Source organism: Streptantibioticus ferralitis, assembly GCF_029223525.1.
Taxonomy (GTDB): Bacteria; Actinomycetota; Actinomycetes; order Streptomycetales; family Streptomycetaceae; genus Streptantibioticus_A; species Streptantibioticus_A ferralitis.
This window is the reverse complement of record NZ_JARHTQ010000015.1, coordinates 107,203-124,788: the sequence shown is the minus strand read 5'-3', so window position 1 is coordinate 124,788 and position 17,586 is coordinate 107,203. Positions and strand designations below refer to the sequence as shown.

At 64.7% G+C, this 17,586-nt stretch carries 14 protein-coding genes; 7 read left to right on the top strand and 7 right to left on the bottom strand.

From position 1 onward, the window contains the following. Positions 1–9 precede the first annotated feature (9 nt). Entirely contained in the window at positions 10–660 is a 651-nt protein-coding gene (locus P2L57_RS40810) for a DUF6177 family protein (RefSeq protein WP_372515861.1), read from the bottom strand. Beyond that, on the bottom strand, positions 633–1,268 hold the full coding sequence (locus P2L57_RS22660) for a hypothetical protein (RefSeq protein ID WP_275817416.1): 636 nt from the start codon (positions 1,266–1,268) through the stop codon (positions 633–635). The genes P2L57_RS40810 and P2L57_RS22660 overlap by 28 nt, the downstream gene beginning before the upstream one ends. A 362-nt stretch (positions 1,269–1,630) precedes the next feature. Here P2L57_RS22660 and P2L57_RS22655 point away from each other — a divergent pair, with 362 nt between their 5' ends. Continuing rightward, positions 1,631–6,067 (top strand): FtsK/SpoIIIE domain-containing protein, encoded by a 4,437-nt coding sequence (locus tag P2L57_RS22655; protein ID WP_275817414.1) that lies wholly within the window; start codon positions 1,631–1,633, stop codon positions 6,065–6,067. Positions 6,068–6,152: 85 nt separating this feature from the next. Here P2L57_RS22655 and P2L57_RS22650 read toward each other — a convergent pair whose 3' ends face one another. From P2L57_RS22650 to P2L57_RS22640, 3 genes are all read right to left on the bottom strand, one after another. Continuing rightward, positions 6,153–6,437: a WXG100 family type VII secretion target gene (locus P2L57_RS22650; RefSeq protein WP_275817412.1), complete on the bottom strand. Its 285-nt coding sequence runs from the start codon at positions 6,435–6,437 to the stop codon at positions 6,153–6,155. A 216-nt stretch (positions 6,438–6,653) separates the two neighbouring features. Next, positions 6,654–7,637: an NHL repeat-containing protein gene (locus tag P2L57_RS22645; RefSeq protein ID WP_275817410.1), complete on the bottom strand. Its 984-nt coding sequence runs from the start codon at positions 7,635–7,637 to the stop codon at positions 6,654–6,656. Between the two features lie 88 nt (positions 7,638–7,725). Further along, positions 7,726–9,786, bottom strand: a complete 2,061-nt coding sequence (locus P2L57_RS22640) for a hypothetical protein (RefSeq protein WP_275817408.1) — start codon at positions 9,784–9,786, stop codon at positions 7,726–7,728. Positions 9,787–10,457: 671 nt separating this feature from the next. Here P2L57_RS22640 and P2L57_RS22635 point away from each other — a divergent pair. Continuing rightward, complete coding sequence (locus tag P2L57_RS22635; protein WP_275817406.1) at positions 10,458–10,694, top strand: hypothetical protein; 237 nt, start codon at positions 10,458–10,460, stop codon at positions 10,692–10,694. Positions 10,695–10,826: 132 nt separating this feature from the next. Here P2L57_RS22635 and P2L57_RS22630 read toward each other — a convergent pair whose 3' ends face one another. Both P2L57_RS22630 and P2L57_RS22625 read right to left on the bottom strand, forming a co-directional pair. After that, a complete protein-coding gene (locus tag P2L57_RS22630; protein WP_275817405.1) occupies positions 10,827–11,666 on the bottom strand; it encodes a hypothetical protein in 840 nt (279 codons plus the stop codon). 173 nt (positions 11,667–11,839) lie between these two features. Continuing rightward, entirely contained in the window at positions 11,840–12,481 is a 642-nt protein-coding gene (locus tag P2L57_RS22625; RefSeq protein WP_275817403.1) for a hypothetical protein, read from the bottom strand. A gap of 452 nt (positions 12,482–12,933) precedes the next feature. Between P2L57_RS22625 and P2L57_RS22620 the strand changes: the two genes are divergently transcribed. Genes P2L57_RS22620 through P2L57_RS22600 form a run of 5 tightly spaced genes read left to right on the top strand, consistent with a single transcriptional unit; the run spans position 12,934 to position 17,556 of the window. Beyond that, entirely contained in the window at positions 12,934–13,578 is a 645-nt protein-coding gene (locus P2L57_RS22620) for a hypothetical protein (RefSeq protein ID WP_308292502.1), read from the top strand. Positions 13,579–13,591: 13 nt separating this feature from the next. Continuing rightward, entirely contained in the window at positions 13,592–14,428 is an 837-nt protein-coding gene (locus tag P2L57_RS22615) for a hypothetical protein (RefSeq protein WP_275817399.1), read from the top strand. Next, the gene (locus P2L57_RS22610; protein ID WP_275817397.1) at positions 14,425–15,729 is read left to right on the top strand and encodes a TadA family conjugal transfer-associated ATPase; all 1,305 of its coding nucleotides are present in this window, start codon (positions 14,425–14,427) and stop codon (positions 15,727–15,729) included. The genes P2L57_RS22615 and P2L57_RS22610 overlap by 4 nt, the downstream gene beginning before the upstream one ends. A gap of 7 nt (positions 15,730–15,736) precedes the next feature. Then, positions 15,737–16,657: a type II secretion system F family protein gene (locus P2L57_RS22605; RefSeq protein WP_275817395.1), complete on the top strand. Its 921-nt coding sequence runs from the start codon at positions 15,737–15,739 to the stop codon at positions 16,655–16,657. Continuing rightward, complete coding sequence (locus P2L57_RS22600; RefSeq protein WP_275817393.1) at positions 16,654–17,556, top strand: type II secretion system F family protein; 903 nt, start codon at positions 16,654–16,656, stop codon at positions 17,554–17,556. The genes P2L57_RS22605 and P2L57_RS22600 overlap by 4 nt, the downstream gene beginning before the upstream one ends. Positions 17,557–17,586 lie beyond the last annotated feature (30 nt).

Sequence of the window (17,586 nt, the reverse complement as noted above, 5' to 3'; positions counted from 1 at the left end):
CCGCGTTGGTCACGAGCCTGTCCGTGTCCGCCTGGCCGCGGTCCACCCAAAGCAGCGCACACAGCTCCGATCTGACCACGAAGGCCCACCCCCAGTACGACACCTCGTCCTCCAAGCGGACCAGCCTTCGCGGGGCTTGGTCAAGGCCGACGCCGAGGCGGGCCGCCCGTCGACACACCCATCCCGCATGAAGGACAACGAAGCCAACCACAGGACGTCGCGCCGGAGCAGTAGATCTTCAGCCTTGCTTTTCGCTTGTGGGACGAAGATGGCGCATGAGCTGTTGCAGCGCTGCCCAACTGGAGGCAGACGGGCTCTCGCCGAGGGGGTAGTACAAACCAGGCACTCCGTGGGGCCGGGCGGCTTTGGGGGAGTAGTGGGCAGGGGCGGGCGGCGTGCGTGGTCGAGGCCGATTTCCTGCACTGCTTGGGCGCCGAGCGCGAAGGCGAGGGGGATGGGGAGGTCTTCGAGGCGTGCGGGGATGGTGAGGTCACGGCGGGCTGCGCGGCGTCGGGCCAGCAGGGAGTGCAGGTTGTGCTCGGTGGCGACTACCGCTGTTAGGTCTGGCAGTTGTTCGATGGGCGGCTCTGGCGATATGCGGCTGTCGGGACACGCCGACCAGGACAGCGGCGTCAATAGATCGTCAATGAGACACCGCACAAGCCGAGTCCCGCGGCGGCAGCCTGCCGCCACTGCCGAAGCGGTCCGTCCAGCACGCTCTCTTCGTCTGGACCATCATCCAGCCATATCCGGCTCGCCGCCGCCGCCCGTTCCTCATCGGTGAAGGTCAGGGCGCGCTCCACCTGCGGCAGGCTGTCGCGTACCTCGGCCGACGTGAGCAGAAAGTTCCCGCACCAGCCCGGAAGCAGCGCCGCGCGATTCGGCCCGATAGCGTGGAAGAAGGCGGACAGCGCATGAGTTTTGGACTGTACGGACAGGAACATCCGCTCCGCGTCCTCGCTCACCCCCCAGACGTCCTCGATCAGCCAGAACTCGTCACAGCCACCGCCGTCATACATCTCCTGGATGTACTGGCCGGAGGCGGTCAACTTCAGGAAGGAGCCGATAGCTTCTGCTATGGGCGACCCCGACTCGACGTCCCGCCAAGTACGGTAATCCGGCAATGGCTCGGCCTGCCAGCGCCGCCAGCGCTCGCATGCCACCGGATCGCTGCACTCGGCCTCTATCAGCGGCTGTATTCGCGGCGCCAGGCCTTCGATGAACGCATCGTTATGGGCGCTGATCGCCCATGCCGTGGTGATCCCCATGAGACCACGCTAAACACTGCCACCGACAACACCGCCGCTGTCTGTCGGCCGCTGCATCCACCGATGCGCTATCCGGCCAGCCGAAGCGGGGTAGGCGCGTGGGGCTTTGAGCTTGCGTCGCGCTCCTACGCGAGGTCGACCCACCGAACAGCCCACTTCGACACTGAGGGCCAAGCGGCCCTGACGAACCTCATGCCATCCGGAGCAACAGTGCCGAAATGTAAGACGCTCAGTACCGATTCGGGCACTGCCGGGTCAACGCGATGTAATGACCTGCCTCTTGACGCACGAAGGAGCGAGATAGCCTCAGCAGACGTATCGGAGCAGCAGGACCGCCGGGTCTCTGGGGAGGAACACGGTCGATGAGGGTGTCAGTGACTGTGGTCCAGCAAGGTGTGGAACCACAGGACGTCCTTCTGAATGTGGAGGAGGACGCGAGCGTCGCCGAGGTGGCCAAGGCACTGTCGCCGCCGACTACCGACTCTGCCGTGGTTACGGCGCTGCCGGGTGTTCCCTACGATCCGCGATTCGCCGGTCGCGCCGACGCCCCGGTTCTGTGGGCGGACGGGCGCCGTTGTGACCCTGATGCGCGCGTGAGCGACGTGCTGCGGGACGGTATGCGGATATCCGTCGATGACGCCATCGGCCCGTACCTGCGCGCAGGTGAGCCGTCCGGGCATTACGAACTCAAGGTCGTCGGTGGGCCCGGCGCCGGCCGAGTTGCACGCCTGGCTGTCGGCGTCACGACCGTCGGCTCTGCAGATAGGTGCACCATCACTGTCCCGGATACACGCCTGCCCCACGAAGCGCTCTGCGTGAGTATCGCTGCCGACGGCCAGGTGAAGCTTGCCCGACGAGGCATGAGCGTGCCGGTACTGCTCGACAACGAGCCTGTTGAGGGTGAGCGCGAATGGCCCCGGGGTGCTCTGGTCAAGTGCGGGGCGTCTCTGTTCGTCCTCGACGCCCCCGCAGAGCCTGACGCGCACCTCATGCCCATGGGCGAGGGCGGTCTCGCCTACAACCGGCCGCCGAGGCTGAACTCCCTTCCCCAGCGTTCCCGACTTGTGGTCCCGCGGGCCCCTGGCAAGGCGGAGCGCACACCGTTCCGGCTCATCGCCATGATTGCGCCAGCGGTGTTCGGGCTGCTGATGTACCTGACGTCCAAACAGCTGTACTCGCTGCTGTTCTGCGCGATGACCCCTGCCTTGATGATCGGTGAGTGGTTCAGCCATAACCGCGAAGGCAAGAAGAAGCACCGGACGTCGCTGAAGCAGTACAAAGAGGAGAAGGACAAGTACGATTCTGAGCTGGTCCGCCTGACGCGTGTCGACCAGCAGGCTCGCCGCACCGCACACCCTGACGCCGCCTCCCTCCTGCTGTTCGCGACCGGGCCTCGTCGTCGCCTTTGGGAGCGCCGCATCACCGATCCGGACGCCCTACTGCTCCGCATCGGCGTCGCAGACCTCCCCGCGGACATTGAGCTTGTCCCCGCGCCTGGAACGGGATCTGACGAGCCGCCCCCCGAGGTACCCGCCGTACATGACGTGCCGGTTCTTCTTCCGTTCACCAAGCTTGGTGTAGTGGGACTCGCCGGGGCACGGCCTCAGGCGCTCGTCACGGCACGGTGGCTTGCCGCCCAGGCCGTTGTCCTCCACAGTCCTCGTGATCTGTCTGTCGTGGTTCTCTCATCGGTTCGCGACTCCAGTGGAGTCTGGGATTGGGCGCGCTGGCTGCCCCACGCGAGCCCTCAGCAAGGGCAGGACTGTGTCGCCCTGGTGGGGAGCGACTCGGAGACCATCGGCCGCCGGGTTAACGAGCTGCTGGGTGAACTCAACCGTCGCAAGGACGCCAGCTCCCAGATGGCAGGTCCGGCACGGCTGCGCCCGGACCCGTACATCCTGGTCGTCCTCGACGGGGCGCGCCTGCTGCGCCGAGCCCCGGGCGTTCCGCAGCTCCTCCAGGAAGGCCCGCTGCACGGGATTTTCGCGCTCTGCATCGACGAGGACGAACGCCTTCTGCCTGAGGAGTGCCAGGCCGCGATCTGCTGGCCTCCCGGCGCAACGGACCGCCTCCACCTGCGCGGTGCAGGGCTCGAAGCGCTCGGGGACGTCCTCGCTGACCAGGTCTCCGGCCCCTGGTGCGACCTTCTCGCACGCTCACTCGCTCCGATCCGCGATGTGAGCCGCGACGATGCCGACAGCGCCTTGCCGTCAGCTGCGCGCCTGCTGACCCTGCTCGGCATGCCCGACCCGACCGGCACCGACATCGAACGGCTGTGGCGTGCCGGAGGCGCCACCACCCGTGCCCCCATCGGCGTGGGTGCGGACGGCACCTTCTTCCTTGACGTTCACGGCGACGGACCGCACGCACTCGTCGCCGGAACCACCGGAGCGGGAAAGTCCGAGCTCCTTCAGACGATCATCACCTCACTTGCCGCCCACAACCGGCCCGACGCCCTCAACTACGTCCTCATCGACTACAAAGGCGGCAGCGCCTTCCAGGACTGTGCTCGGCTACCGCACACCGTCGGCATGGTCAGCGACCTCGACGCTCACCTCACCGAGCGCGCTCTCGCCTCGCTCGCCGCAGAACTCAGGCGCCGCGAGGAAATCCTCTTCGAGGCGCGTGCGAAGGACATCGAGGACTATGCCGACACCCGTCGGCTGCGCCCCGAACTCGAGCCGATGCCCCGCCTCGTCCTGATCATCGACGAGTTCGCTTCCCTCGTCGCTGAACTCCCTGATTTCGTCGAGGGCTTGGTGGATATCGCCCGCCGCGGTCGCTCGCTCGGTGTGCACCTGGTCCTCGCCACTCAGCGCCCCGCCGGTGTGGTCAGTGCGGACATCCGTGCCAACACCAACTTGCGGATCGCGCTGCGTGTGACAGACGCTGGCGAGTCCTCGGACGTCATCGATGCGCCTGACGCTGGCGCCATCTCGAAGTCGACCCCGGGTCGGATGTACGTACGTTCCGGAGCACAGGCGCTGGTCGCGGTGCAGTCTGCGCGCATCGGAGGGCGACGTCCGGGACAGTCTTCGAAGCCGACTGCCAGCGTCGTCCCCTTGCCCTGGCCCTCCGTCGGGCGATCTCTGCCCAGGACCGCGGACGATGGTGACGACGGTACGATGCAGACCGACTTGGCGGTCCTGGTCGACGCCATCCGCGCCGGATCCCAGCAGATGGGCTTCGGCAAGCCCCGCAGCCCGTGGTTGCCGCCGCTGCCCAAGCAGATTACCGTCGCCGAGCTCTATGAATCGAAGGAGCCTGCACACGGGGATGTGCCTGCGGCCATCTTCGGGGTGGTCGACGTGCCAGCCCGTCAGGCCCGTGCCCCGTTGTCGCTCGACCTGGTCGACGGCGAACACCTGCTGATCATCGGCGGCCCACGCTCCGGCCGGTCCACCGCTCTGCGGACGATCGCCGCATCGCTGGCCATGACAGCCTCTCCCTCCGACATACACATCTACGGGGTGGATTGCGGCGCCAACGTCCTGCTGCCGCTCACGCGGCTGCCACACTGCGGAGGCATCGTCACCCGAGACGAGACGGAGCGGCTGGTACGGCTGCTCGGTCGCCTACAAGGCGAAGTGACGCGTCGCCAGCAACTCCTCGCCGACCTCGGCGTATCGAGCGTTGCAGAACAACGAGCCTCAGAGAAGGGGGAAGACCGGCTGCCCTGGATGGTGCTGCTGCTCGACGGCTGGGAAGGCTACGTCTCCACCTTCGAGAATTACGACTATGGCAGGCTCCTCGACGCCATGACCCGCCTGTTCCGAGAAGGCCCTGCCGTGGGACTGCGCGTGGTGATGACCGCTGACCGAAGCGGCATGACCGGCTCCATGACCTCCTCCTTCGGCGACCGACTGATCCTTCGCCTTACCGACCCCAACGACTACGGGATAGCAGGTATCAACCAGCGGGCCATCCCCAAGGACATGCCACAGGGACGAGCCCTTAGGCTCACCGACGACGGCGTGCAGGAGTGCCAGATCGCACTGCTCGACCCGGACCCCGCGGGCAAAGCCCAGGTCAGTACAGTCCAGCAGATCGCCAAGGAAGCGAGGGACCTGTACCCCCGGCCTTCGCGTCGGCTCCGGCCGATGCGCGTGGACGCGCTCCCGCCCCGCGCCACGGCCAGCGAAGCCCTCGCACTCGACCCGGAATTCCAGCGCCCCTCCAACCTGTGGGCACTTGTCGGAGTCGGAGGCGACGAACTCGCACCGCACGGCGTCGACCTATCTGAATCCGGACCCGGCTTCGTCATCGCTGGCCCTCCCAAGTCCGGCCGCTCCACCACGCTCATCGCCATGACACGCTCGCTGACCTGCGGTGGCTTGCCCGTCATCCTCATCACGCCGAAGCGGTCCCCGCTGAAGGAACTGGAAGGCGAGCCCGCTGTCCTCGGCGTGCTGAGCAGTGAAGCCACCCAGCAGGACCTGAACGACCTGATCGCGAAGGCGCATGGTGGTCGGTACGCGGTCGTAGTGGACGACGCGGAACTCCTCTACGACACACCGTTGGACTCGGCCTTGGAAGAAGTCATACGCGCTGGCCTCGATGGCGACCATGCCGTCATCGCGGCGGGAGCCGCCGAAGCCCTTTCCACTCAGTACCGCGGATTCGTAGTAGAAGCCCGCCGCAGCCGCAACGGCTTCCTCCTTGCGCCCACCCCGGACGCCGGGGAACAGCTCTTCGGCGTGCGCCTGGCACGTACCGCGTCAGCCGGGTCTGCTGGCCGAGGAGTCCTGATCTCGGCGGGCGCGGCCATGCCACTGCAGGCTGTCGTCGACCGTTGGTGACGGCAGTGGGATGAAAACAAACGGTCGGCGCGGTCCGCCTGATGGCGGACCGCGCCGACCGCACTGGTGTCAGGACCCGGGTGGCTCAGTGGCCGCCGGCACCCACGGCAGCAGAGATGTTCGCGTGCTGGGTCTTCGTTGCCTTGTGCGCGCTGTCCACCAGGTTGACGATGTTCTGGAAGTGGCTCCTCAGACCGTTCCACTCGCTACGGAACTTCTCGGCGTTCGGCCCACTCCAGTATTCGTGGCTGTTCGCTGACATGGTGTCCAGCGCCTTGAAGATACGGTCAAGGTCACCCCGGTGCGTGAGGAAATCGTTGACCATCTTCTGCAGCCGGTCGAGATCGGCACCAACCATGTTGCCACTCATGAAGCCCTCCCCGTATGACGAAGCGACGGACACCTTGCCCGCCGTACGGACGCTACCTTACGACCCGAGCGGGATGCACGGCTTCGGGGACTCGGTAGAACTCACCTCTGTCGCCGCACAGTTGGCCCTCACCGGCACACTTCACCTGACTTGCCGAGACCTTCACACTCCCAACGGCGCGTCGCCCAACCGGACACACGCAACGACCACCGGCAGCTACTGACTTTCCGAGCTGATGGCGAGAGGAACCGAGCCGAGGTGCCCGTGGTGTCCCCCGAGGAGCAGTACACGACTGCCGCTCTGAACGACGTACCACGGAAGGGCACAGGGAATGTGGTCCAGTGAGTACTCCTGTCCCGGACTACATGAGTCGCTCACCCCGGTGAACGCCGCCTTCAGCAGCAACTGCACCTTCCCATCTCTTACGTGAAGGACATAGCCAGTGCTGTGCCCAGTCGTGAAGTCGCTTGCGGCCAGGACATAGACGCCGCCGTCCTGTGATTGTGCCAAGCTCACCGGCGTGAGAGAGGACAGACCCACTGACGTTCCCGGCACGTTCCCACTTAGGCCCCATCGGTGTGGGCCCTGACCCTGTGGGATGACGACGACGTCCGGTAGATATCGGCCGACTGCGGCGTAGACCGTCCCCGAGGAGTCGGCAACGCCTCGAATAGCACCGCGATCCGTTGCGATACCACGTGCTTCGTCCGGGTCTCCCTTGTAAAGCAGGCTCGTCTTTCCGTTCGCGACTGACCAGAGGCTGCCCTCATGCGCAACGACTATCGAACCGTCAGCGCGGACTCCGAGCGGATTGGGATGGGGTACGTCGGTCTCGATGACTGCTTTGACCCTGCCGTTGGAGGAAAGACGATAGATGTTTTTGTCTCTGCCGATCAGGAGGTCACCGTCGGGGGTCGTTGTCATTCCAGCGACCGGAAAAGAGCTCGACGGGTCTGAGAGGCCTGGCACTGCGAATGAGGTTGCCGCGCCATCTGGCGACAGACGAACGATGTCACCAGCGATGTTGGCTATGCCGTCCACAGTAGTGTTCGCCGCCATGTAGATGTTCCCAGAGCGATCGGCGGTGAGCTGCCCGAAGGGGTTGGCGACTTGCTCGGCGTGGTGCTCCGCAGTGAGGTTAAAGGCGACGGCTCGACCTGGCTTTGGAGTGGGGATCCCCGCCGGCTCGTTCCTCTTCACGGGACTGCCTGAGCAGGCGCTGAGCGTCAGCACCAGGGCGCCGGCGCAGAAGACTGCGGTTCGCACCAGAGGCGTCCAGCGGATTCGATCACTTACCATCGACTGACCCTTCGGAATTATCGAAGCCGCCCTGGAAGCTGGCAATATATTGCTGCTTTTCGTTCACTGTGTTCCACCAGCCGTCGAAGTCGCTATGGTTACGGGGGTCCACGGAGACGGTTCCGGTTGTCGGGTCGTACCAGGACCGGTCCGCCGGGGGCGGGATCTTGCCGGAACGGATCAGCCCTTGCGCGATCGACGGAGCGAAGGTCTTGAACTGGTCCCTTGCTTGTGCCTGGTTGAGTGCCTCCTGCTTGGCGGCGTTGTTCGTTGAGAAAGGATCCGTGTTGGGGGCAACAATCGATCTACCCATGGTGACAAGATTTTGAGAGTACTTGAGACCTTTCTCGACGACCTTCGCCATGCCTGTGAGCGTCTCCCCATTCGCTGCTTTCGGCCCGGGGATATAGCCGAACAGGCTTCCGGCGGTGTTTAGAAGGGCCAGGTTGAACTTGTGATCTTCATCAACTTGCTGCGCCTGGGTGTAGCTGATTCCTACCTTCGCCTTGGTGAACAGCCCCGCCGCGTTCCCCAGCCTTGTGAGCTGCTCGGAGGGAGAAGAATTGCTGAGCGCATCTGAGACCTGCTGATGCAGCGTCGTGTCGAACATGACTGCAGCATCCGTGTCATCTTTAGCGAACAGCTGCATCACCTTGACCACGTCGGAATCTTTCGAGACAAGATCGTGGTCATTGGAGTCGTAGGAAGGCAAGCCGCCGGTCGCCGACGCGCTGGTGCCGCCTAGGTCGTCAGCCCAAGTGGCGGTGATACCGGCCAAGGCTATGGCAGTGCCCTTCGGGTACGTTTTGTACTCGTCCTTCTCGAAGCCATTGCGTCCATCAAAGACATCCTTCTGCTGCGCAGCGGCGGCAAGGATGTTGGCGGCGGCCAGCCCCGACTGGTCTCGGTTGGCGGCGCTCCGGTCGGTGGCAGCTAGAGTGAGGACGCGGCGGACGGCATCCGAGTCATCCTGCGTTGTTTCGCCTGGTGTCTGCCACTTAAAGTCGACCAACTCCTTGGCGAAGCGCTTGCTGGCGTCGTCGTCGTTGCCGAGCAGGTCACGGGACGCTTGGGCGTTCTCCCCAAGACGCGAGATGACTGCGAGCGCTGGGTCGTTGGCGCGGATCCCCGCGGCGATCCTGTCGTTTTCGTCGGCACCGTGCGTGAGGTAGTCGGGATCAAGTCCGAGAGAGTGATACCAGCCACCGTCGTCCTTGCCGACGTAGCCGCCAGCCGAATAGGGGAAGTCCGGCGACGAGTAGCTTGGGCGCATGGCCTTCTGCCGGGCACGCCAGTCCAACATCGCGCCGCCGACGTCCGACAGCACCTTCGGGTCCCACTGGTCGCCCCCGGGCCCGTATTTGAAGAGCATGCCAACGGACCACATGTCGCCACCAGGCGGGCTGGTGAGTGCCGCAAGGTAATCAGGCGCCGGATGAGGGTAGTTGCCCTTGACCGCGAGGCCACTCATGATCTGGGTGGCTTGCCCGAACTGGCCTAGGATCCTTTCGGAGTCCTTACTTAGGACGACCCCGTCGTGTGTGCCGTCTTCGTCGTGGAGGGCTGTCGCCACCTTTGCCGCGTCGGTGAGGCCGCCAGAGAGCAAGAACGCGGTCATGTAGGCCGAATCGCCCTGGTGGTCGGACAGGGACTGCGCAATCTCGGTAATCGTGTTGCGGGACTTGGGATCCTTCGGGTTGTCCAATGCCTTCTTGAGGGTGGCGGCCTCCTGCTGAGCCTCCTTCGTAGTGTCGATGTCCTTGACGTTCCACGGAATGGAGACCCAGTCTCCGCTGGGGGTGCACAGAACGACCCCCTGCGACTGACTCAGTAGGTTCTGAGCTTCGTCCGCCCGCAAGGACATATCGCGGGCGTCATCGCCGACTTGGGCTGACTGGCTGGCGAGTTGGCCGAGGTTGAGCGAGCCACCCCACTCGGAGAAATTACTGCGAATGGTGGCGCCGTTCTTGTTCAAGGCCTCCGCGAGATCTTTCAACGCATTCGCCAAGAGTCGTACGCGATGTGGATCCACTCCGGCAAAGTCGGCCATTTTCCCCCCATGAGTGTCAACGGACAGTCAGCTTGTCACCCGCTGCCGCAGCCAGCGATCGACTTACGCTAGCAAGGGGGATCTCTGCCCGCGCTCGTTGCACGCGGATCATCCAGTCCAGGCAGCCGAGTTGGCCCTCGCGGCGATAGTTGTCGCCTAGTCGCGGCATCCCCGTCGCACATGGCTGGCCGACTCCTCGGTCGGGCCCCTAGCCGGAAGGGGATGTAGCTGCCGGTGGTGGAGTGGTGCGTCTGGTGGTCCAGCGTCGAAGCCTGGCGCGACCTCCGGCGGTCCGCGCGTAGACGTTCAATGGTAAAATACTAGGACAAATGCGACGACGGCGGTTACTGTGGTAGCAAGGAATACCCACATGTCGGAGTTATCTCCGCGGCCGTCGTCTCCGCCGCTCCCGGTGTCGGAGCTGTCGCTGTAGTGATGATGATGACTGCCTCCGTCATCCCCGCCGTGCATGTGGCTCACCCCGCTCCTGCGGCCCAACGCCGATGTATACATGATGATGTCACTGGCACCCTGGGTGGTTCCATCCCGCCCTCGTGTGGCGCGACCCGGGGCGTTGCGGTCAAGTTGCCTACCGAGGCGGTTCCGTAGACATTTGGGGGATTACGTTGATACCAACCGAAGATCGGCTCGACACTCAGTGTCGAAGTGATATGGCGGCGATCGAGACCGCGGTCGGTAATATTAGAGATGCGCTTAAAAAAGTCAACCAGCTCATGACCAAGACTTGGGTTGGATCGGCTGCCGATAAGTGGGCTACTGATTTTAACGGCCGCATGGGCTCGTTGAGTCGACTTTTCGACTCGTTCCCTGACGAGGAACAGAAGTTGATTGCGAAGGCGCAGAAGGACCAGGCGAACCTGGATAGTAAGTATCACGGGCATAGCTAGTCACCGCTTCGCGGAGTGGACGACTCTGCTCGCCGTTGTTGTGAAAGAGCGTTGAGCGAGGTTGCAGAGCGGGCGACGGGCCCCCGATTCTGGTCAACGGGATCGGGGGCTCAGTCAAAAGTGATGCAATCCTTATCGAACGACCGTTTGGATCTCCTTGACGGTGACGTCCTGCTGATATGTGGACAACCCATCGGGGAGGGGAGGCTGCTGCGCCGGGCCGTCCGGGTTCGCGGAAGCGGTCCAGGTGACCTTCCAGGTGATCTGGGCCTTGAGCGGGTATGTGCTTGATCCCGAGGACTTGCGGTAGGTGATGTTGCACGGGGCCTGGGAAGAGTCCACCTGGTAGCCCCCGGACGACTTCTCCAGGTCGTATGCGCAGGTCTGGGGGTCAGCGTCCGTTGTGCCGGCGTCGATCTTCAAAGCGACAGGTGTTGCCACAGTCGTTGCTGCGATGCTGACGCCCTGGGCGTCTAGCGATGCTGTTACCCAGACTCGATCCAGTGGGGCGGTGAACTTCACGTAGGTCGGAAGGTTCACCACTTGCTTGTCGGCAGTTGGACTCAACTGCACGGGCGGTGAAGGCAACTTGGTGGCAGAGTACGCAATCTTGGACAGTTCCTCGGGAGTCAGGACACCGGCTGGAGGGCTGGGGTCACCCTTCGGAACCCAGGCGAACGGGTCGCTGACGCTGCAGTTACCTAGCGCTTTCTCGGGAGGAATGTTCTCGTTGTACACGAGCTCCCACCACAGGCCGTCCTTGCCTTGGTTGTACTTCTCCTGCTCAAGCTTCTGGTACTCGGGCCAGATGAACTGCTTTCCCGTATCCCATCCTTTTAGTGAGTTTCTGTAGTAGTCCTGGTACTGTGTCGGGGTGTACCGCGGCTCGTACCAGCAAGGCGGCGGTGACCAGGATGTATCTGACGGAGCCACTGGCGAGCCGGGACCTTTGTAATTGCTGGAGACCTTCACCTGGGATTGGGCCGTCGCCGAGATTGTCGATGGTGACTGGGTATTGCCGCTCGGGCTGCTGCTCCCCGAACTTCCGTTGCCGTTCCCCCCATCTCCCGCGTTAGCGGTGCCTGGTGCGACGAAGACACATAGGCACGCAACGCCTATGACGAGCGTCTTGGCGCCGTGTCGTATCAACCGCGAACGCATGAGCTGTCCCCCTTCTTCCAGCTGGCTTCGGCGACCTTCCAGACCCCCTGGTCCTTCGTCAGCTTCACCGTGTTGAGGAAGAAGTCGTCGTTGCTGGGCGTTGTCTTGTAGACCTTCCCCGTCTTGATGTCTTTCGCAAAGGCCTGACGTTGGTCTTCGCAGTAACTTCCGGCTGCTGTCGAGCCGCTGGTCAGCTTGACCTTCATGCTGTAGTAGCGGTAGGTGCCGGTGATGGTCTTGTCCTGGTCCCTGAACTTCTTGATCAGCTGGGACCAGTAGATACCGGCATCAGGGCCATACGCGTAGAGCATCGAGGGCACCTGGCCGTTGCCTTGTGCGTAGCCTTCACGGAGAGCGCGGATCGCATACTGGAGGTCTGCTGATGGCTCAGCCGTAGCCGGATCCCCGCTGGGGTCTTCGATCTCGACCTTCACGTCGGACGGAAGCTTGATCTCAGGTGCTCCCTTTGGAGCGGCTGATGACGGGGAGGCTGCAGTAGGCGAGTTGCTTTGTGCACCCGCGATCTTGCCGGACGGCTTGGATGGTGAGCCTCCGCCGCAAGCGCTGAGAAGCAGAGCCGCAGCCGTGGACAGAGCGACGGCGATGGGCAGCGTGCTACGGGTCACGATGAGGCTCCCCCAAGTGATAACGGTCATGAGCGCTAACGGGTGAGAGGCTATCGCGGAGAGACATCGGCCAGCAGGGATACGCCTCTCTGCAAAACAGGCCGCTACGCGGGAACGAGGAGAAGCAGCGTCAATTGCGCATATGGCACATTGATGGTGGTGCTTGCTCAAGTGCCTGTCTGCAGCCGCGCCTTGAGGCTGCTTTGGCCTCGCTGATACGGTGCCAGGGCTTGGCAGTCTGACCAGGCTGTGGGGGCGGGGATGCGGCAGCGCCGGCGGTTGTGACCGCGAGGCGCCGGGCTGGCTCGCTCCAGTTCATCGGCAACCGCGGGGATGTGGCGTTGAAGACGAAGGAAGGAACCGCTGCTGGCGGGGGCGCCAACAGGGCTGTACCGCCAGCTGTGTCGGTAGGGGAGCGGCTCCCGGTAGCCCCGCGTGAGCGCAAGCCTGCCTTGGCCGCTCTCGCGGTATTGCTCATTCTTGTGGGCGCGTTGGGCGCGACGGTGCTCGTGTTGCGGGCTGGGAACAAGACCGAGGCCATCAAGGTCACGGAGCGGGTGGCTGCCGGGCAGACCATACCCGCCTCGGCGATGACCGAGGTTGATGTCGCCTCTGGCACCGGGGTCAACTATGTGCAGTGGGCGCAGCGCAACGCGCTCAGCAACTACCGGGCCGCTACGGACATTCTCCCCAACACCCCTATCGTCGGAGAGATGCTCACCCAGGACAAGGGCCTCGCCAATGGAAAGGTCATTGTCGGTCTGTCCCTGAAGGACGGTCAGTACCCTTCCGGTCTTTCGGCCGGAGACACCGTAGCGGCCTACCGGGTGGGCACAGACAGCAGCAAGGCATCCAGCGCCAACTCTGGGACCGCGGCGGGAACTGGCAGCACCAGCACCAGCGGTGGTGGCAACAACCTGATCACGGCCAACGCGAGAGTGCAGTCCGCTACTCCGCCGTCCGGCAACACCATCGGTAGCGGCGACTTGCCCGTGACGCTCGTCGTTAACCAGAGCGACGCTGCCGCACTCACTCAGGCGGCATCCGCCGGGCAGGTGGCACTCGTTGTCGTGCCCGGCAATGCCTCCGGCAACTGATGGCAGTAGACCTATGGCATTGATCGCTATCGCTGCTGACAAGGGCTCGCCGGGCGTCACCACCACAGCCGTCGCGCTGGCTGCGGTGTGGCCGCGCCGGGCACTGCTGGCAGAGGTGGATCCCGCTGGCGGGGACTTGGTCTACCGCAGTGCTGCCGCACACGGTGGCGCGCTTGATCCGAATACGGGGATGCTCTCGCTTGCCGCGACGGCCCGACGTGGCTTGGCCGCCGAGCAACTGTGGGATCACGCGCAGCCGATAGCCGGCGGTCTCGACGTACTGGTAGGGCTGGCCGGATCCGAGCAGGCAGCTGGCCTTACGGGGCTGTGGCCCATCCTTGGCAGGTCGTTCGCGACCCTCGCCGACTCCCCGCAGGGTGCCGCCGATGTCATAGCCGACTGCGGTCGGATCGGAGCGGACAGCCCCGTACTTGAACTGCTTTCCCATACCTCTCTCGTACTGCTCCTGGCGAGTACCGAACCGGAGCAATTGGCACGGGTACGGGACCGAGCCGCCGCTTTGTCAGCGAAGCTGCACGGCGGCCACCGCGCAGCTTCCCAGTTGGGCTTCCCACCCATCGGCGTATTGCTCCTCACCGAGCCGGGCGGCGGTGACCGGATCGCGCGCCAGGTCAACGACATGCTGATCGCCGCGCAGACCGGTGCCCAGGTTGTCGGCACGATTGCACACGACCCCGCAGGCGCGGAGCAGCTGGCGGGCCGTCGTCGTGGCCGTCTGGACAAGTCGCTCATCATCCGCTCGGTGCGTCAGGTAGCCGGGGACGTCTTCCACCGGTTCAATCTCGCAGCCTCCTACAACGCGGCTTACAGCAACGGGGCTCCGCAGTGAGCGCAGTCGACCACCAGCTGGTCAAACGGTTCCGGCAGGAGGCGGGCGACCGCATCTCCGAGCAGCGCCGCCTCGATCAGGCATCCGGTTACCAGCCGATGTCCACCGAGGATGAGCGTCAGTTCGCTCGGGCCGTGATCGCTCAGATTCTTGAGGAGTATGCGCGCGCGGAGATCGCAGCCGGCCGTACCCCGCCCAACGCGGAGGTGGAGGAGGCGTACGCGGCTGCCGTACACGCCGCCCTTTTCGGTGTCGGTCGCCTGCAGCCGCTGCTCGATGACCCCGACGTCGAGAACATCGACATCAACGGGTGCGATCACGTCTTCGTCGGCTATGCGGACGGGCGCGAGGTGCGCGGCGAACCCGTAGCCGAAACCGATGAGGAGCTCATCGAGCTGATACAGATACTGGGCGCCTACTCCGGCCTGTCTTCCCGGCCCTTCGACACAGCGAACCCGCAGCTCGACCTGCGGCTGCCGGACGGTTCACGGCTCTCCGCGGTCATGGACGTCACCCGGCGCCCAGCGCTGTCCATCCGTCGCGCTCGACTGGGTAAGGTCTTCCTCTCCGACCTGGTGGGCAACGCCACGCTCACCCAGGAAATCGGCCGCTTCCTATCCGCCGCTGTCTCAGCCCGCAAGAACATCATGATCGCCGGCGCTACCAACGCAGGAAAGACCACGCTGCTGCGAGCACTTGCCAATGAGATCAGCCCGCATGAGCGGCTGATCACTGTCGAGCGCGCGTTGGAGCTCGGGCTCGATCAGTTCCCCGAACTGCATCCCAACGTGGTGGCATTCGAGGAGCGTTTGCCCAACTCCGAGGGGCAGGGAGCCATTTCGATGGCCGAACTGGTCCGACGCAGCCTGCGTATGAACCCGTCGCGCGTCATCGTCGGTGAGGTCCTCGGCGATGAGATCGTCACCATGCTCAATGCCATGTCGCAGGGCAACGACGGCTCTCTTTCGACCATCCACGCCAACAGCTCCGCCGAAGTCTTCAACCGCATCTCCACCTACGCCCTCCAGGCACAGGAGCGCCTGCCGATCGAGGCATCCCAGATGCTGGTCGCGGGAGCCATCGACTTCGTCGTCTTCATCGAGCGCCGCAACGACTACGTCCGCGGTGGCACTCTGCGCCGCCTCGTGACCTCCATACGCGAGGTCAACGGCGTCGACGGCAGAGTCCTTTCCAGCGAGGTGTTCGCCGAGGGCCCCGGTGGACAGCCTCGCCCACACGCTCCCATCTCCTGCCTCGACGAACTCCTCGCGCACGGCTACCAACCGGCCGGGGCGTGGTGACCGCCTGATGAACCTGACCGGAGTCTTCTCGCTTCCCGTCCTGTACGGGCTTCTGTGCGGCGCCGCCATCGGTGGCGGGATCGCGCTGCTCATCGTGGCCATCCGCGGTCTGCCCGCCAAACCTGGCGCCCGCCGCCGAGACCCGTCCGAACTGCTGCGGCTGCTATCCCGCCGCGTATCACTGGCTATCGGCGCGGGCCTGGTCGTACTCCTCCTCACCCGCTGGCCCATCCTGGGAATCGCAGCCGGTGTTCTGGTGTTCGCCTGGGACCGGCTCTTTGGCGGGGCAGCGGAGGAACGGGCCGCAATGCGCCGAGTCGAGGCGCTGGCCGCATGGACCGAATCGCTGCGTGACACCATCGCGGGCGCCGTTGGCCTGGAGCAGGCCATCCCTGCCTCCGCGCGCGCCGCCGCCCCGGCGCTGCGCCCGCACCTGGACGCGCTAGTGGACCGGCTCCGCTCGCGCACGCCTTTGCCCGACGCCTTGCATCATCTGGCCGACGACCTTGATGACCCGTCCGCCGACATCGTGGTGGCGGCTCTCATCCTCAATGCCCGGCTGCGCGGCCCCGGCTTGCGCGAGGTGCTAGGCGCCCTCGCCAAGTCGGCCCGAGAGGAGGTGGACATGCGTCAGCGCGTCATGGCGCAGCGCGCCAGTACCCGACGCAGCGTCCAGATCGTCATCGGAGTGTCGGTGGCGTTCGTCCTCGGGCTTGCCGTCTTCAACCGGGACTTCGTCAAGCCATACGGGACACCGGTAGGCCAGCTGGTGCTGGCGTGTGTGTGCGGACTGTTCGCGGCCGGGTTCTGGTGGCTGCGCAAGCTGTCCCGGATCGAAACGCCGGATCGTTTCTTGCAGCGGGACGAGCCGCTTGCCGGATCTCCTGGTGTTCCGGCTGAGCAACGGTGGGAGGCGCCGACCCGATGACCCTTGCTGTACTCTTCGGCGCTGTTCTCGGACTGGGCATCTATGCGCTCGTGCGGGTGCTGATGCCTACCCGGCGCGGCCCGGTCGCCCAGGTCGCACGGATCGACGCGCTACGAGCTTCACGGCGCACGACCAGCGGAACGCCAGTGGCCAACACCACGGGTCTACGGGCCCGCATCGGCCAGCGGGTCGCGGACTTCTACGTTCAGCAGGGCTGGCAGCAGCGGTCGCTGCGTGCGGATCTGGCTGTGCTGGACCGTAGCTGGGAAGCGTTTCTCGCGACGAAGGTGATGCTGTCCGCAGCGGGCCTTTTCTTCGGCCCGTTCCTCTTCGCTGTCGCCTGGACCATCGGAATGGGCAGCAGCCCGGTCATCCCGATTTGGCTTGCTCTGCTGTTCGCCGCCGTCTTCTTCATGCTGCCGGACCTTGAGGTACGGCGGGATGCGGCAGCCAAGCGGCGTGACCTGCGCAGGGTAGTCGGTGCGTACCTGGACCTGGTGGCCATGAACCTGGCGGGCGGGCGCGGACTGCCCGAGGCACTGATGGCCGCAGCCGAAGTGAGCGACGGATGGGCGCTACGGCGAATCCGCGCCTGCTTGGCAGACGCCCGCATCACGGGAACGAGCCAGTGGGTGGCGCTCGGGCAGCTCGGCGAGGAACTGGGCATCGAGGAGTTGAAGGACCTGTCGGCATCCTTGGCACTGGTTGCGGATGACGGTGCGAAGGTCCGTGAGTCCTTGGGTTCGCGAGCGGAGACGATGCGACATCGCGAACTGGCCGAGATCGAGAGCAGCGCGGGCGAGAAGTCGCAGTCGATGCTCGTCGCCCAGCTCCTGCTGTGCGCTGGTTTCCTTGTGTTCCTGATCTATCCGGCCGCAATGCGTGTCTTCAAAGTCTGACCGTAGGGGGCTCGACGTGTGCTCCTGGCA

Bases quoted from the DNA above. Each gene is read 5' to 3' on its own strand.
- P2L57_RS22660 (WP_275817416.1), bottom strand. From the start codon at position 1,268: ATGGGGATCACCACGGCATGGGCGATCAGCGCCCATAACGATGCGTTC.
- P2L57_RS22655 (WP_275817414.1), top strand. From the start codon at position 1,631: ATGAGGGTGTCAGTGACTGTGGTCCAGCAAGGTGTGGAACCACAGGAC.
- P2L57_RS22650 (WP_275817412.1), bottom strand. From the start codon at position 6,437: ATGAGTGGCAACATGGTTGGTGCCGATCTCGACCGGCTGCAGAAGATG.
- P2L57_RS22640 (WP_275817408.1), bottom strand. From the start codon at position 9,786: ATGGCCGACTTTGCCGGAGTGGATCCACATCGCGTACGACTCTTGGCG.
- P2L57_RS22635 (WP_275817406.1), top strand. From the start codon at position 10,458: ATGGCGGCGATCGAGACCGCGGTCGGTAATATTAGAGATGCGCTTAAA.
- P2L57_RS22615 (WP_275817399.1), top strand. From the start codon at position 13,592: ATGGCATTGATCGCTATCGCTGCTGACAAGGGCTCGCCGGGCGTCACC.
- P2L57_RS22605 (WP_275817395.1), top strand. From the start codon at position 15,737: ATGAACCTGACCGGAGTCTTCTCGCTTCCCGTCCTGTACGGGCTTCTG.
- P2L57_RS22600 (WP_275817393.1), top strand. From the start codon at position 16,654: ATGACCCTTGCTGTACTCTTCGGCGCTGTTCTCGGACTGGGCATCTAT.